Annotated in this window: 6 protein-coding genes; 3 read left to right on the top strand and 3 right to left on the bottom strand. The window is 62.3% G+C overall.

All coding sequences use genetic code 11. The features are described 5' to 3' along the window. Window positions 1–592 precede the first annotated feature (592 nt). Window positions 593–13,696, top strand: coding sequence for a VCBS domain-containing protein (locus SE92_RS16335; protein ID WP_063196686.1), 13,104 nt, complete (start codon window positions 593–595; stop codon window positions 13,694–13,696). A 147-nt stretch (window positions 13,697–13,843) separates the two neighbouring features. Here SE92_RS16335 and SE92_RS16330 read toward each other — a convergent pair whose 3' ends face one another. After that, on the bottom strand, window positions 13,844–14,107 hold the full coding sequence (locus SE92_RS16330) for a hypothetical protein (protein WP_063196685.1): 264 nt from the start codon (window positions 14,105–14,107) through the stop codon (window positions 13,844–13,846). 511 nt (window positions 14,108–14,618) lie between these two features. On the opposite strand from SE92_RS16330, the gene SE92_RS16325 reads away from it, so the two are divergent. Continuing rightward, entirely contained in the window at window positions 14,619–14,942 is a 324-nt protein-coding gene (locus SE92_RS16325) for a hypothetical protein (RefSeq protein ID WP_349510040.1), read from the top strand. A gap of 80 nt (window positions 14,943–15,022) precedes the next feature. Here SE92_RS16325 and SE92_RS16320 read toward each other — a convergent pair whose 3' ends face one another. Further along, window positions 15,023–15,760 (bottom strand): metallophosphoesterase family protein, encoded by a 738-nt coding sequence (locus tag SE92_RS16320; protein ID WP_063196684.1) that lies wholly within the window; start codon window positions 15,758–15,760, stop codon window positions 15,023–15,025. 102 nt (window positions 15,761–15,862) lie between these two features. Continuing rightward, a complete protein-coding gene (locus tag SE92_RS35870) occupies window positions 15,863–16,273 on the bottom strand; it encodes a hypothetical protein (protein ID WP_157095495.1) in 411 nt (136 codons plus the stop codon). A gap of 83 nt (window positions 16,274–16,356) precedes the next feature. Here SE92_RS35870 and SE92_RS16315 point away from each other — a divergent pair, with 83 nt between their 5' ends. Next, window positions 16,357–17,787, top strand: a complete 1,431-nt coding sequence (locus tag SE92_RS16315; protein ID WP_063196683.1) for an undecaprenyl-phosphate glucose phosphotransferase — start codon at window positions 16,357–16,359, stop codon at window positions 17,785–17,787. Window positions 17,788–17,808: the final 21 nt, after the last annotated feature.

Here is a 17,808-nt window from a genome sequence, read left to right as displayed (position 1 = left end):
GAATGGCACGCCGGCGCTATCAGCGGTGGTAGCCCATTTGCTCGGCAGCTTAAGCGATGTCGTGACATCAGGTCGGGCAGGGAAGGCGCTCGCTCCGTTCCACCCCATATTGTGCAGCAGTCCGGCAAAGCGTCGCTCCTTCGGAATGCTCAGGTCGCGCGCGATCACCGATCGGCGACGCGGGCCTTCGCAGCTGCACCGGTCGGTTCACAGCCTGCTTAAGGTTAGCAGCTGTGCTGTCTTGACGCAGTCATGTAACAGTGGAAACAATTTGCAATTATCAGAAAAGTTTTTTCGACGGTCGGAGATTTGCGACTTCGAGAATTCAGGCGATGCCGAGCAACGGCGCTAGGCGTCGAACAATAACAAGACCACGTCATTTCAAACTCGCGCCGTTGGGCTAACGGCGAACCTGGAAAAATCGGGAAGGTTACGGGAGGGGGCTCACCATGAGCGACCGCACGACGTCATGCGTCGCGTCCATATCGCGTTCTGCTTTCGACGATTGAAGATTTCTCCATCCGTATAACGCAAGCCGCTTCCGCGCGCTCGCGAGCGATGCCTGTTGCCATATCGAGAAAGATGAATCGCCATGATCATTAACGGCACCAATGCAAACGATCAGATCACCGGCTCCAGCTCGGCTGACATCATCAATGCAAGGAATGGCGACGACACCGTCGGCGCCGGAGCGGGCAATGATCTCGTTCAAGGCGGCAACGGCAACGACATCATCAATGCCGGTGCGGGCAACGACATCATCGACGCCGGCAACGGCAACGACACGGTGGATGGCGGCACCGGCAACGACATAGTTCTCGGCGGCAACGGCAACGATACGCTGCTCGGTGGTGCGGGCAACGACCTGATCTCCGGCGACAACGGCGACGATGTCATCGACGGCGGCGCCGGCACCGACATCGCCAGCGGCGGCAACGGCAACGACATCCTGATCTATCGTGCTTCAGAGAATGTGGGCTCCGTCGATATCTACGACGGCGGCAAGGGCCAGGACACGCTCCGCCTCGTGGTCACGCAAACGATGGCGAACTCGGCCTCGTTCAGGTCTGATGTTGCGGCCATCCAGGCCCTCATCGCGCGCTATGGCAGCGCGGACTACGCGTTCAGGAGCTTCGACCTCGCCGTCGCCTCGATCGAAAAGGTCGAAATCGTCATCGAGGGCCCGACCAATCACGCGCCGGTCGCGGTCGCGGATACCGCTTCCGTCAAGGAGGACGTGACGACCGTTGCCAGCGGCAATCTGCTCGCAAACGACACGGACGCCGATGCCAGCGATACCCATACCATATCGGCCGTGGCAGGAGGCGCGGACAACGGCACCACGATCACCGTGGTCGGCACCTATGGAACGCTGGTGGTCACCAAGGCGACCGGCGCCTACACCTACACGCTCAACAATTCCAGCTCCTCCGTGCAAGCGCTCGCCGCAGGCCAGCAGGTGACGGAGCAGTTCACTTATACGAATGCCGACAACCACGGTGGAACGGGCTCGTCGACGCTCGCGGTGACCATCACCGGCAACAACGACGCGGCCACGATCACGGTGTCGGGGAGCCAGGACATTTCCGTGACCGAGGCCGGAACCGTGGCCGGCGACCCCAACGCGTCGGGCAAGCTTGTGGTGGCTGATGCCGACACCGGCCAGGATCATTTCGCAGTCCCGCCCTCGCTTGCCGGCACCTACGGTAATTTCACTTTCAATGCGGCGACGGGCGCCTGGACCTATACGCTCGATCCCGTGAAGTCGAACCCGCTCATCGCAGGGCAACAGGTCACCGACACCCTGACGGTCGCTTCAGTCGACGGTACCGCTACCCGCGACATCGTGGTGAACATCACGGGCACCAACGACGCAGCCGTGATCGGCAATCTTGGTCAGCACGATGTCACCGAGGACGGCGTCCTGACGGCGTCCGGCACGCTGTCGATCAACGATGTCGACCTGAATCAGAATTCGTTCCAGACCGTCGTCGCCTCGGCGCCCGGCAATCTCGGGACGCTGACGATCGGCACCGATGGCGCCTACAGCTATGCTGTCGCCAACAACCTCGTTCAATATCTCGGCCAGGGCGAAACCCGCGACGAGACCTTCACCGTCAAGGCCGTGGACGGCACGACCAAGGACGTGACCTTCACGGTCCATGGCGTCAACGACGCCGCCGCCATCGGCGATCCCGACCAGCACGACGTCACCGAGGACGGCCAGCTGACGGCATCCGGCCAGCTGACCATCAGTGATGCCGACCAGAACCAGGCCGCGTTCCAGGCCGGCCAGGTCACGGCATCCGCGAATCTCGGAACGGTGACGCTGCAGGCCGATGGCCATTACACCTATGCTGTCGACAACGCTGCTGTTCAATATCTCGGTGCCAACGACGTCAAGACGGAGGCGTTTACGGTCGCGTCGGTCGACGGCACGACCAAGACCATCAGCTTCGACATTCACGGCTCGCAGGACGCGCCTAGTCTGAACGTTCAAAACTCGTCGGGCGCCGCGGACAGCAACATCACGTTGAATATTGCGGCGACCAAGATCGACCACAGCAGCACCTTGTCGGTGAAGATCGAGGGGGTGCCGTCGAGCTTCACGGTCCAGAATGGCGCGGCGATCGGAGACGGCACCTGGCTGGTGACGGGGGACTCGATTCAGAACGTCGTCCTGATTCCGAATCATGCCGTCGGCAGCCCGGATCCGTTCACCCTGCATGTGACTGCCATCTCCGACGACGGTGTTCATCAGGCGGTGAGCACGGGCTCCCTTCAACTGACCGTGCAATCCGGCGCCAACGAGATCAACGCGCTGGATATCGACGGCTATATCGGCGGTGCGACCGTCTTTGCCGATGCCAACAACAACGGAATACTCGACGCGGGCGAAGCCTACACCACGACGCGGGCCGACGGCAGCTTCACGCTGGCGGGCGGATCCGGTCCGCTCGTGAGCATCGGCGGCGTCGATATCTCGACGGGCTTGCAGGTCGCGGGCGTGCTGAGGGCGCCGGAGGGCTCCACAGTCATCACGCCGCTGACGACGTTGATCGTCGCACTGGTCGACAGTACGGCAAATGACGAGCACCCGCTGACGGTGGACCAGGCCATCGGCGCCATCGCCGCCGCGTTCAACGTAAATCTTGCCTCCGATCCCCAAAACCCCATCGACCTGCTGTCGTACGATCCGGTGCCCGCGGCGGTGAGTGGCGATGCGACCGCGACCGCGGTGCTTGCGGCGGCCATCCAGGTCCAAAGCACGGTCGCGCAGGTGTCGGCAGTCGGCGTGGCGCCCGATGCCGTCATTTCAGCGATTGCAGGGGCCATTACCGCATCGCAGACCGTTCCCAACGCGCCGGCCTTCGATCTGGCGTCTTCGGATACGGTTCAGAGTGTTGTCACGCTGTCCGGTGTCAGCACGGCCGCTGCCGCGACGGTCATCGAGGTCGTTGCTGCCGCGAACGACAGCATCCAGACGGCCACGAACGTCACCGAGCTGGCGCAAGCCGGCCAGGTCGCCCAAGGCGCAGCCGCCGACAAATTGGCGACGACTGACTTTACGGATCAAAGTTCCATCGACCAGCTGACCGACCAATTCGTCGATCATCTCGACACCCAGGTTGCGAATGCCGTGCTGACCCCGATCGGGAGCACCTTGTTCGGCACGCTCGGTGATGACGTGCTGGCTGGCGGAAGCGGCAACGATCTGATCGATGGCCAGGACGGCAACGATCGCATCAGCGGCGGTGACGGGAACGACATCCTGTTCGGCGGGGCCGGCAAGGACTATCTGACCGGCGGCTCCGGCGACGATATTCTCGACGGTGGCCCGGGCTTCGACCGCGCCGTCTATACCGACGCGACCGGCGGCGTCACGATCAACCTCGCGCTGGGAACGGCGTCCGGCGCAGGCGTGGGCACGGACACGCTCGTCAACATCGAAGCTGCCATCGGCAGCAACTTTGCCGATACGTTCAACGCAGCCGGCTTCACCGGCGACGCGCATGTCCCCGGGAGCCCGGTCGGCTATAACGAGTTCGAAGGCAAGGGCGGCGACGACACCATCATCAGCAACACCAACAGCCAGGGAGCGGAGCTGACGCGCGTCTCCTATGTCAGCGCCACCGGGGCGGTGACGGTGGATCTCGCCGCCGGTTATGCGCAGGGTGATGCGTCGGTGGGCCATGACACCCTCGTCGGCTCCGGCTTTAACGGTGCCTGGGGCTCCGCCTACAACGACACGATTCTGGGCAGCAACAACCCGATGTTCACCGCGGAGGTGTATTCGGGCTTTGCGGGCAACGACTACATCGACGGTCGCGGTGGTTATGACCGCGTGGACTACAACGTAGATCCGACCACGACGACGGGAATCACGGTCAATCTGGCCGGCGGCGTCGTGACCGGCGATTCGACCATCGGAACCGACACGTTGCGCGGGATCGAGGCGATCCGCGGTACCAATTTTGCCGATACGTACAATGCCACCGGCTTCGGCTCGGGCAGCGTCAATGCCGGCTCGAACGGGACGTTCAACGAGTTCACCGGCAACGGTGGCAACGATTTCATCACCGGCAACGGCTTCACGCGGCTCGGTTTCAACAACGCGACCGGCGGCGTCCACGTCGACTTCGTCACCGGCATTGCCAGCGGCGATTCATCCGTCGGCACTGATCAATTCACCGGCGTCAATGCCGTCCAGGCGTCGATGTTCGACGACACGCTGCTGGGCGGTGCGACCAACGACACCTTCACCGGCCTTGCCGGCAACGATTACATCGACGGCCGTGGCGGCTTCGATGTCTCGTCCTACAACAACATCTTCTTCACCACAGGAAGCATCACCGTCGATATGGCGGACGGCATCGTCACCGGCGATGCGTCGAACGGCACGGATACGCTGCGTTCGATCGAGGGCGTTCAGGGCACCAATTTCGACGATACTTACGATGCGACCGGTTACGGCGCGGGCGGAGCCAACATCGGTAACAACGGGACGTTCAACCAGTTCGAAGGCCTCGGCGGTGACGACCAGATCACCGGCAACGGCAACACGCGCCTGATCTTCGTCAACGCGACCGGCGGGGTGACCATCAATCTCGCGGGTGGTACCGCCACCGGCGACGGCTCGACCGGCCAGGATGCCTTCACGGGCGTCAACAGTGCGTTCGGCAGCAATTTTGCCGACATTTACGATGCGACGGGCTTCACCGGTCCCAACGCGAATTTCAACTCATTCCAGGGCAATGCCGGGAGCGACATCGTCACCGGCAACGGCAATACACAGATCCAGTTCGGCAACGCGACCGGCGGCGTGAGCGTCAATCTCACCGCGGGCACGGTCGACGGCGACGGCTCGGTCGGCCATGACACCATCACCGGTGGCGTGTTCAACGTGGCGGGATCCAATTTCAACGACACCATCATCGGCAGCGCGGGCAATGACATTCTCTCAGGCAATGTCGGCAACGACATCCTGGATGGTCGTGCCGGCAACGACTCCCTCAACGGCGGCGCCGGCACGGACACTTTCGTCTATGCGACCGGCGGCGGCTTCGACTTCGTCCAGGACTTCGTCCATGGCCAGGACAAGATCGATCTGACCGGCGTCTACGGCATCTACAGCCTCGCCGATCTGCAATCGCATGCCGTGCAGAGCGGTTCCAACACCATCATCACGTTCAGCCCGAGTGAAGGCCTCACCCTTCAGAACGTCACTCTGAGCAGCTTGACGGCGAGCGACTTCCTATTCGGCACGCCCGCGGCGCCGATCGTCGGCGACGGCAATGCGAATACGCTCGTTGGCACGGCGAACGCCGAAACCATCAGCGGCCTCGGAGGCAATGATCGGCTGCAGGGTCTGGGTGGCAGTGATTATCTGGATGGCGGTCTGGGCTTCGACCGAGCGGTCTATACCGACGCGACCGGTGGTGTTTCCGTCAATCTTACAGCGGGCACGGCATCTGGACCGGGCATCGGAACGGACACGCTCGTCAACATCGAAGGCGCGGTCGGCAGCGACTTTGCTGATACGTTTGATGCTACCGGGTTTGCCGGTGACAGCGGAATCCCGGGAGCCGCGATCGGCTTGGCCGAGTTCGAGGGCAGGGGCGGGAACGACACCATCATCGGCTCAGTCAATGCTTCCGGTGAAATCCTGGGTCGGGTATCCTATGCCAGTGCCACGGCGGCCGTGACGGTCGACATCGCTGCGGGAATCGCAGATGGCAATGCTTCGGTCGGACACGATACGTTCAGCGCCGTCAACGCGATCGTCGGCTCCGTCTATGCCGACACTCTGCTCGGCAGCGACAATCCCAGCGGCACTTACGAGCAGTACGATGCACGCGGCGGCGATGATCTGATCGATGGCCGCGGCGGCTACGATTTTGCGAGCTATAATAACGACGCGGCGACGACATCTGGCATAACGGTCAACCTCGCCGCCGGCATTGTCACGGGTGATAGCTCGGTCGGTACCGACACGTTGCGTTCGGTCGAGGCAGTGCGCGGCACCAATTTCGCCGACACCTACAGCGCCGTCGGTTTCAGCGGCGTGAGCACCAATGCCGGCTCGTTCGGCACCTTCAATAACTTCGAAGGTATGGGCGGCGACGATACGATCAGCGGAAATGGCGCGACCCGGGTTCAGTACACCCTGGCGCTCGATGGCGTGACGGTCGATCTTGCCCTGGGAATGGCCCACGGTACCGCGGCCGGCGACATCGCGCAGGTCGGCACCGATCATTTCACGGGTGTCAATGCGGTGATGGGATCGCTGTTTGGCGACGTCATCAATGGAAGCAGTGCCAGCGAAGTCTTTATGGGGCTCGCCGGAAACGATCAGATCGACGGTGGCGCCGGGTTCGACACCGCTCAATACAGCAACCTGACCTTCGTCACGGGTGGCGTCAACGTCAATATGGCGAGCGGCACGGTCACCGGCGATGCCTCGACGGGGACCGATAGTTTGCGTTCGATCGAGGGCGTTCAGGGCACAATATTCGCCGATACCTATGATGCGACAGGCTTTGGTCAGGCTGGCGCACTCAACGTCGGGAACAACGGCGCTTCCAACAATTTCGAAGGCCTTGGCGGAGATGATGTCGTAACCGGCAATGGCAGCACGAGGCTAATCTACGGCAGCGCTACGGGTGGTGTGACCATCAACATGAGTGCCGGCACGGTCACGGGTGATGTGTCCGTCGGTCACGATAGCTTCACCAACGTCAACGCCGTCAACGGCAGCAATTTCGCCGATCTTTACGACGCGACCGGATTCGTCGGCCCGAACAACAATTTCAATATATTCCAGGGCCTGGGTGGCGACGATCAGATCATCGGAAATGGCAACACTCAAATTCAGTATGGCAATGCCACTACCTCGGGCGTGACGGTCAATTTGGCGGCGGGCACCGCGAGCGGTGACGGTAGCGTCGGCCATGACACCTTCACCGGCGTCAACCAGGTTGTCGGCAGCAACTTTGCCGACGTTTACGACGCAACCGGCTTCAACAGCGTCTACGGAACGTTCAACAACTTCATGGGCGGTGCCGGCAACGACATCATCACCGGCAACGGCGATACGCAGATCACATTCGGCAATCCGACAGGTGGTGTTGTCGTCAACCTTGCGGCGGGAACCGTCGACGGCGATGCGTCGGTGGGGCATGACACGATCACGGGCGGCGTCAGGGCCGTCCAGGGCACGATATTCAATGACATCCTCACCAGCGGCGATGGCGACAACACTCTGTTCGGCAATGCCGGCAACGACGTCCTCGATGGAGGTGCCGGGAACGACTATTTGAGCGGCGGTACCGGTGCCGATACTTTCATCTACGCGACCGGCGACGGTGCGGACTATGTCCAGGACTTCCTCCATAGCGATGGTGACAAGGTAGATCTGACGGGCGTCAACGGAGTGTTCAGCCTTGCCGACGTGCAGGCTCACGCGACGCAAAATGGTTTGGACACCAGCCTGGACTTCGGGGGCGGCAATACCCTGTATTTGCAGAACGTCAATCTCGGCTCTCTCACCGCGAGCGACTTCGTGTTCGGAACGCCGATCGTGGGAGACGACAATCCCAATACGCTGGTCGGTACGTCGCACAATGACACGATCGTTGCCCTCGGGGGCAACGACATGCTCGAGGGCGGCGGCGGTCTCGACCTTCTCGACGGTGGATCTGGCTTCGACCGAGCCATCTATGCCGCGGCAACGGGCAGCATCATCGCCAACCTCGCCGCTGGCACCGCCTCGGGGCCGGGCGTCGGAACGGACACGCTCGTCAACATCGAGGGGGTGATCGGCAGCGATTTTGCCGACACGTTCGACGCGGCCGGCTTTACCGGCTCGACCGGTCTGCCCGGCGTCGCCATCGGCCAGAGCGAGTTTGAAGGGCGTGGCGGCGACGACATCGTCGTCGGCAACATCAACGCCCTGGGGCAGATCGTGACCCGGATGTCCTATCTGGGAGCAACCAGCGCTATCACGGCGGACATCGGGGCAGGGACCGCGGACGGCGATGCCTCCGTCGGCCATGACACCTTCTCCAACGTCTCGACGGTCTGGGGCTCGGCGTACAACGACACGATCTACGGCAGCAACAATGCGTCCTTCACTTACGAGACCTATGAAGGTCGCGGCGGTGACGACTATATCGACGGCCGCGGCGGCTACGACCAGGTCACTTACAATTCGGATACGACCACCACGTCAGGCATCTATGTTCACCTCGCCGCGGGCACCGTGAATGGCGATGCGACTGTTGGTACCGACACGATTCGCAGCGTCGAGGCCGCGCGCGGCACCAATTTCGACGACACGTTCGATGCGACCGGCTTCGGCCAGGCTGGCGCGACCAATGTCGGTTCCTCCGGGACCTTCAACGATTTCGCCGGCGCCGGCGGGAACGACACCATCATCGGCAACGGCTCTACCCGCCTGAACTACCAGATCGCGGCCGCGAGCGTCAGCGTCGACCTCGAGACCAGCGTCATCGGAACCACGAATGCGGTCACGGTGGTCGGCAGCGCCACCGGTGCGACAGAGGGCACGGATACTTTCACCGGCGTCAATGCGGTGCAGGGCTCGACCTTCTCGGACACATTGCTCGGGAGCAGCTTCAACAACAACTTCACGGGGCTCGGCGGCGACGATTACATCGACGGCCGCGGCGGCTTCGACACCGCAATCTACAACAGCCTCAGCACGGTCACGAGCGGCGTGACCGTCGACATGGCCGCTGGCACGGCGACCGGTGATGCGTCGATCGGCACGGATACGCTGCGGTCGATCGAAGGCATTCAGGGCACGGGCTATGCCGACACCTATGTGGCGACGGGCTTCAACGGCGTCAGCGCCAACGCCGGCTCGTTCGGCAATTTCAACCAGTTCGAAGGCCTCGGCGGCGACGACCAGGTCACCGGTAACGGCAACACGCGGCTGCTCTACTCGAATGCCACGGGCGGCGTCACCGTCAACCTGATCGCCGGCTCGGTCACGGGCGACGCTTCGGTCGGACATGACAGCTTCACCGGCGTCAACAGCGCCTATGGCAGCAATTATGCCGACACTTACGATGCGACGGCCTTCATTGGGCTCAATTCCTTCCAGGGCCAAGGCGGCAACGACCTCATCACCGGCAACGGCAGCACGCAGCTGATGTTCGCCAACGCCACCTCTGGCGTGATCGTCAACCTCGCGAACGGCACCGTGGATGGCGACGGCTCGGTAGGCCACGACACCATTACGGGAGGCGTGACCAACGTTTCGGGCTCGAACTTCGACGACACCATCACCGGTTCTACCGGCAACGACCAGCTGTTCGGCAACAGCGGCAACGACCTGCTCGGCGGCGGTGCCGGCAACGATAGCCTGAACGGCGGCACTGGCGCTGACACCTTCGCCTATGCCACCGGCGGCGGCGCCGACACCATCGTCGACTTCCTGCAGGCGGACGCCGACAAGATCGATCTCACGGGCGTCCCCGGTGTCTCGAGCCGTGCCGACATTCAGGCACTTGCGACCCAACAGGGGTCGAACACGGTCATCGACTTCGGCAATGGCGACACCCTCACGCTGCTGAACGTGACGCTGTCGAACCTCACGGCTGCCGACTTCGTCCTGGGGCAGGGCGTGCATCTCGTCGGCGACGGCAACGCAAATACGCTGGTCGGCACCGCCTACGCGGACAATCTGAGTGGCCTTGCGGGCAACGATCGCCTCAAGGGCCTCGACGGCAACGATCTGCTCGATGGTGGCCTCGGTTTCGACCGCGCCGACTATGTCGCGGCAACGGGAGGCATTACCGCAAATCTCGCGGCAGGCTCCGTGACAGGTCCGGGCGCCGGCACCGACACGCTGGTGAACATCGAAGCCATCGTCGGCAGCGACTATGCCGACACGTTCAACGCGACCGGCTTTACCGGCGATACCGGCATTGCCGGCACCAATGTGGGCTTCAACGAGTTCGAAGGCCGCGGCGGCAACGACAGCATCACGAGCGCGACCAACAGCCTGGGTGCGCTCCTGACGCGCATCTCCTACGTCAGCGCAACGGGCAGCGTGACCGTCGATCTGGCGGCCCATTCGGCGGTCGGCGATAGTTCAGTCGGCACCGATACCCTCGTGGGCTCGGGGTTCGGAGGCGTCGTCGGCTCGGGCTTTGCCGACCAACTGCTCGGCAGCGCCAACGGCCCCGGCACCGTGGAAATCTTCGAAGGCCGTGCCGGCGACGATTTCATCGACGGCCGGACTGGCTTCGACCGGGCGGACTATGCGCTCGATCCGGCCGCGGTCGGCGGCATCAACGTTCAGCTGGCCGTGGGGACCGTAACGGGCGATGCCACGACGGTCGGCACAGACACGCTGCGATCGGTCGAATCCGTGCGCGGCTCGAACGCCGCAGACGTCTTCAATGCCGGCGGCTTCAGCCAACTCAGCCAAAATGCAGGTTCCAACGGGACCTTCAACGAATTCATCGGCATGGGAGGCAATGACAGCATCACCGGCAACGGCAACACCCGCGTTTCCTTCACCAACGCAACTGGCGCGGTGGTCGTTGATCTGCTGGCCGGCACCGCAAGCGGCGATGCGTCCACGGGCAACGATACGTTCAGCGGCGTCAACGCAGTGATGGCGTCGATGTACAACGACATCATCCGCGGCAGCAATATCACCACGGCGACGGAGACGTTCACCGGCCTTGCCGGCGACGATTTCATCGACGGCCGCGGCGGCTTCGACGTCGTCAGCTACAACAACATCTACTTCTCCACCGGCCCTGTCACCATCGACTTCACGGCAGGCACCGCGACCGGAGACGCCTCGATCGGCAACGATACACTCCGCGGGATCGAGGGGGCCCAGGGCACCACGTTCAACGACGTCTTTACGGCCACGAATTTCGGCGCCGTCGGCTTCCAGAACGGCGCGACCAACAACGTCGGCAACAATGGCAATTTCAACCAGTTCGAAGGCTTGGCCGGCAACGATACGATCACCGGCAACGGCAACACCCGAATCATCTATTCCAGCGCGACCGATGCCGTGACCGTCAACCTGCAGGCCGGCACAGCAACCGGCGGCAGCTCGATCGGGACCGACACCTATGTGGGCGTCAACAGTGCGACCGGCAGCAGTCTGGATGACACTTACAATGCCACCGGCTTCACCGGTGTCACCTCGGCCGGATCGTTCGGCACCTTCAACCTGTTCGAAGGCCTGCTCGGTAACGACACCATCACAGGTAACGGAAATACAAGGGTCTCCTATTCCCAGGCGAGCGGGGGCGGCGTGTCCGTCGACCTTTCGACCGGACATGTGAGCGGTGCGGCGGGTGCTGACGTTATCTTGGGCGGTGTCAACAGCGTCCAGGGTTCGAACCAGGTCGACCTTCTGGTCGGCAGCTCGAACAACGAGTTCTTCTTCGGCGGCGGCAGTGGCGACACCATCAACGCCGGCGGCGGCAATGACGGCGTCACCGGCCAGGGTGGCGATGACGCGATCGACGGCGGCGCCGGCACCGACATGGCGATCTTCTCGGGTTCGCAAGCGCAATACACCGTCACGACCTCGGCGACGATCCAGGTCCAGGACAATGTTGCGAACCGCGACGGCACCGACACGCTGAGCAACGTCGAAGTTCTGCAGTTCAGCGATGGCATCCTGTTGCAATCGTCGGGGACGCTGGGGAGCCCGATCGATCTCTCGACGCAGCAATTCTCCAACTCGGCGCCCGTGATCGGAACGGCCGGAGACGATTATCTCCGCGTCGGGTCCAACATCTTCGGGCACGCGCTCAATCTGGGGGCGGGGACGGGTGACACCGTCCTGCTTAACGGCACCTTCGGCAACGGCTACACGCTCAATCTCGCCGGCGTCGAGAACGTGATCGGCACCGGCAACGACGAGTTCGTCAATCTCACGGCGAACGCCAACGGGCTGGTCGTCGATCTCGGCGGTGGCAACGATCAGCTCAGCCTCGCGGGCGGTGCCAACACGCTCAGCCTGATCGGCGTCGAGAATATCGGCGGAACCGATTACGGCGCGACTCCGGGCGTCAACGACGTGCTCACCCTGTCGACGACGGTCACGGGCCTGAATATCAGCCTCGGCAACGGCGACAATACGATGTACCTCGCGGCCGGCGCCAACTCGTTCGTGAACATCTACGACGTCAACCACGTCAACGGAACGGCGAGCGACGACACCCTGACCGTCACCGGCTCGATCGGGTCGGCCAACGGCGTCGCGATCGATCTCGGCGACGGCCAGGACACGATCGTCCTTGGCGGAAACTTTGCTACATTCGCCGCGACCGGTGTCGAGCACATCAACGGCAATTCGGGCGACAATCAGCTCACCTTGACGAGTGACATCAACGGTGTCGCCATCGACATGGGCGGCGGAAACGATTGGGTGTGGCTCGCCAACGGCGTCAATTCGCTCAGCATCAGCGGCGTCGAAAACCTCAACGGCAGCGACTTCACCGGCAATCTCTTTCCGTCGGACGACACGCTCACGCTGCTGGACACCGTGTCCGGCGTAACGGTCAATCTCGGAGAAGGGACGGCCAACGTCCTCAATCTCGCCGAGGGTAGCAATTCGTTCGACAATCTGTGGAACGTGAACCTGCTCAACGGAAGCTCGTCGGACGACGTCCTGACCCTGCAAGGCAGCCCGGCGAACGTGATCGATCTCGGCGACGGCAACGACACCCTGAACTTCAATTCGAACGTCTACGACATCATCGTGACCAACGTCGAGACCGTCAATGCCGCCGCGAATTTCGACCGGATCACGATCGGCAACACGTCGGGCAACACCACGATTACAGCCGGCGCGGGTGCGGATGAAATCTTTGCCAGCGCGGGACATGACAATTTCCGCTTCCTCAGCACCGCGGATTCCGCCGCGGGGGCGGCGGATACCATTCACAATTTCGATGCGGATAACGACAGCTTCACGTTCTCAGGCATCGGCGTCATCGGCGACCACATCGAGTATGTGGGAGGCGCGGAGCTCCTCGGTGGCAACCAGGCTTCGGCCCATTTGCAGAATGTCGGGCCGGGCAACGACTATCTCCAGATAGATATCGATGGCGACGGAACGAGTGACATGGACGTGAGCCTGCAAAATGCGACGGGCACGCTGCACAATGGCAACTTCTTGCTGGCTTGATCCAGCGACTCACAGGCCTTGGCGGGTCCCGGTCCATCCGGTTCCGGGGCCCGCAACTGGTCCCAAACGAAACTGCCGCCCCCGGGTCGCCGGTAGGGCGGCAGTTGTCAGGCAGCTTGGCTCGGCTCAGCCGAGCGCAATCGAAACTTACCGGACGTACCAATATCCCCACCAGCGCTGGGATACGGGCCGTGCCTGCGCCTTCATGGCTGCGACTTCCTCGACCGGGCGGAGCTGTGGACCATAGACCGCTGGCGGGTAAACGTCGTCCCACAGCACGAGCCCGCCCTGGACCGCGGCTGCCCGATGCGAGGGAGCAAGCGCGAGCTCGGCGGCCGGCGCGGCGGAGACGGTCAGGCTGAGACCAAGGGCGGCCAGGGCAATGGATGGAATAAGGGTCCGGAAGTTCATTGGATTTGAATCCCTCTGAAATGCGATGCGAAATAATGCGTCGGCTGCCGGATGGTTGCAAGGGCATGGCTCGACCGATTTGCTCGAAATTCCTCGTCGCGGATAAGGCCAGCGTGGCACGTCTGGTCGGCCGATATGCGGCCGAGCCGCGAATGCGTCCTGCTCTCTTATAGAGAGTGGTCGCTATACAGAGCGTTCGGTGATCGTCGCCGGTCGAGACAAGAATGCTTCATGCACGCAAGTGATCCAGCTTTGAACAATCTTTCGGCGCCCATGAGGGATCGAGAACCATGATGTCGACACACTGCTCGCTCTTGATGAGAGGCGGACTATCCAGGGCGACTCCATGACTTCTGCGTTTGTCTCCGCTACCATTTCCGGCGCTGGCCTCATCTTTGGATATGCGCTGCGCGCTTGGCGCGTCCAACGAAACGGCGCGAATGCATACGGCGTCTCAACCCAAACGTCCCAACCCACCTCAACGTTCGGCCACGGGCGACGAGCCTTCTAGATGTCGTCCAATTCGCTGCCGGCATCCAGCTTCACTGAAACGACGGGGCATGATGACATGAGCGAGCCCAAGAAGGACGCTCCGCGACGCTACATCGTGGATGGCGCCGGACAGCGCGTGCTCGTTGGTCTGACGATCTCGGAGACCATCGAGTTCGAAACACTGGACAAGCCGGACACCGACTTGCTGGGCGAAGCGGCGCGCATTCGTCAGGCCCAGCACGGCGAACGTTGGGTGGAACTCTACATCAAGCACGAACGAGCCTGGAGCGACTGGATGGCGCAGACGCGTGCGCGGCCGGAGAAAGCGCCGTTGCTCAACTAGGGTTTGAACCGGTTGCCGATTCACCCGGCCGCCCTTGCGATGCCCGCCTCGCGCGTCAGTGGCAGGCGATCGTCGCCACCTTACACCGCGAGCATGCGGCTTCCCTGGATGCTCATCAGGGTGAGATTGCCGGTCGCATAGGCGCCGGTGTCGATGTTGACGCGGTTCGCCAGGAATTCGGCGCTGCGGACCGGCGTATGACCATGCACGATATATTTGTCGAACTGCTCCTCGCTCCGCAGGAACTCTTCGCGAATCCAGAGCAGGTCGCGCTCCGTTTGTTCGGCCAGCGGAACGCCCGGGCGAACGCCAGCGTGGACGAAGAAGAAGTCTCCGCAACTGAAGCTCAACCGCAAATTGTCCAGGAATTCCAGATGTGGGGTCGGCATTGCCCGAATCAAATCGCGCAATATCGATGCCGGATCGTCCCGCTTCAGGTTCGGTGGGGCGAGCCCGTAGGACATCAGCGTCTGGGTCCCACCGAATGCAATCCAATCCTCGAACAATGAGGGATCTTCGAACACCCTCACGAGAAATGCCTCGTGGTTTCCCTTGAGGAAGACTGCGTTGCCCCGCCGGCTCCGTTCGACCAGGACGTCGAGCGTTGCGCGCGTATCCGGGCCGCGATCGATGTAATCCCCCATGAAGACCTCGATCGCATAGCGCGGCCGGCTGCGGGCAACGTCGGCGTCGATCACCCGCAACATGGGCTGGAGCAGATGCGCGCATCCGTGGATGTCGGAGATCGCATAGATGCGAACTCCCTCCGGCAATTGCGGCTTGGGGGCGGGCGGGCGTGGTCGGGCGAGAGATATCATGGGGCTCAATCGATCGGGTCGTCGAAAAACTTTCCCCAAGTCGCCGGCACCGGAGGGCTCCCATCCCATTCGGCGACGGAGCGTCCCTGTTCTCCGGCTCGATCACGCCAAAAGAAGGGCGCGGAAATTTTTGCCCACCCCTCGTCGACGGACAGCGCGAGCGATCGGCCCGCGCGAATGCATCGCTGAAGGCGAGAGCGCGGCAAAGATGCATGCCTGACGAATATCGCTACGCACGCCCAGATAGCAATCTGTCGGAATTCTCGCAAATGATTCATCGCGCGTCATCGATCGATTGCATGCCTGAAAGATGAGCGAGGAGTCGCTCCGCGCGACGATCAACCAACTCTTAGGATGTGGAACTTGATTCAAAATAGGGCAACGCGTTCGCTCGTATGTCATCACTGTGACGAGATTTTCAGCGCGCCGAATTTCGCTGCGCATTTCAACATCGCGCATCATCCGTGCGCCGCAAAAGTTTTGCGTGCAGCGCCACAATCTCGCTGCGATCAAACAACACTTTCCGTGCGGGGAAGTTGACGAGTCTTCAGCATCACGATGAGCGTCACGCACTCTCTCGATTGACAGAGGTTCGAATGGCCGTTGCAACTTATGGTTCTGAAAACGCTCACACGCTTTCGTCGACGCGCGGCAGCTCTCTTCAGAGGCCATTTCAGATCGTCGTCATGGCTGCTGACTTTCTGCTGATCTTGTTGAGCTACGCCGCCGGGGCTTCGCTGTACGGCGCTGCCGTCGCCTCGCCCACCGATGGGGCTTCGGTGGGAGCGGGGTTGTTCGTCGGCGTGGTGTTCGTCGCGGTCGCCTATTTCCGGGACGTCTATGCCACGCACCGCCTGCTCAACGTCGTGTGGCAACTTCGAAAGGCGGTGTTTATCTGGCTGACGTCGCTGACGATCCTCGCCGTTGCGGCCTTCCTGTTGAAATCGACGGATAATCTGTCCCGCGGCACCGTCATCGTGTTCGCCGTGATCGGCGGACTTGGCTTGATCAGTCTCCGCTTCGTCTGGCAGGCGGTGTTCGGCACGAGCTTTGCGAGAAGCCGGCTGGTCGATCGCAAGGTCATCCTGCTCAGCCTCAAGCCGCTCGATTTCACCTCCAGCCGCTTCAAGGACCTGCGGAGGAACGGCTTCGATGTCATGCGCCATTTCGTGCTCGGCGCCGATCGGGACGACGGCCAATGGGAGCGGCAGATCCGCGACGTGATCCGTCAGTCGCGCTCGGCCGACGTCGACGAATACCTGCTTGCGATCGACTGGAACGAGCTGCCGATGCTCCGCAAGCTGAGTCCGTATTTGCGCGCAGTCCCACAGCCGATACGCCTGTTGCCGGACGATCCGGTCGCGGATCTCGTGGCCCGTCCGTTTCTGCCGGTCAGTGGAACCGTCGCGGTCGAAATCCAGCGGCCGCCTCTCACGATTCTCGAACGACTGCAGAAGCGCTGCCTCGACGTTGGCGTGGCCGCATTCGCGCTGGTGATACTGACGCCGCTGCTGCTGACCGTTGCGGTGCTGATCAAGCTCGATTCCCCGGGGTCCGTGATATTCCGGCAGTCGCGCCGTGGCTTCAACGGCAGGCCGTTCGAGATCTGGAAGTTCCGAAGCATGACCGTTTCCGAGAACGGCGAAACGATTGCCCAGGCGACCAAGCGGGATGCCCGCGTCACCAAGATCGGTCGCTTCCTTCGCATGACCAGCATTGACGAATTGCCGCAGCTCTGGAACGTGCTGCGCGGGGATATGTCACTGGTCGGGCCGCGTCCGCACGCGCTGGCCCATGACAATTACTATGACGAGCTCATCAGCAAATACGTCTACCGGCACCACATGAAGCCGGGCCTGACGGGCTGGGCGCAGGTGAACGGGTTCAGGGGTGAGACCCCGACTATCGACCTGATGGAGAAGCGGGTCGAGTACGACGTCTGGTACGTCAGCAACTGGAGCATCTGGCTCGATCTGAAGATCATGGCCCGCACCGCATCCGCAGTGATGTTCCAGGAAGCCTATTAGCTGCGCGATGCCGATCCGGAA

Origin of the sequence: Bradyrhizobium sp. AT1, from assembly GCF_001590795.1 — a bacterium.
Lineage (GTDB): Bacteria > Pseudomonadota > Alphaproteobacteria > Rhizobiales > Xanthobacteraceae > Bradyrhizobium.
This window is presented reverse-complemented; position numbering and strand designations above follow the sequence as displayed.

Bases quoted from the DNA above. Each gene is read 5' to 3' on its own strand.
- SE92_RS16335 (WP_063196686.1), top strand. From the start codon at position 593: ATGATCATTAACGGCACCAATGCAAACGATCAGATCACCGGCTCCAGC.
- SE92_RS16325 (WP_349510040.1), top strand. From the start codon at position 14,619: ATGTCGTCCAATTCGCTGCCGGCATCCAGCTTCACTGAAACGACGGGG.
- SE92_RS16320 (WP_063196684.1), bottom strand. From the start codon at position 15,760: ATGATATCTCTCGCCCGACCACGCCCGCCCGCCCCCAAGCCGCAATTG.
- SE92_RS16315 (WP_063196683.1), top strand. From the start codon at position 16,357: ATGGCCGTTGCAACTTATGGTTCTGAAAACGCTCACACGCTTTCGTCG.
- SE92_RS16330 (WP_063196685.1), bottom strand. From the start codon at position 14,107: ATGAACTTCCGGACCCTTATTCCATCCATTGCCCTGGCCGCCCTTGGT.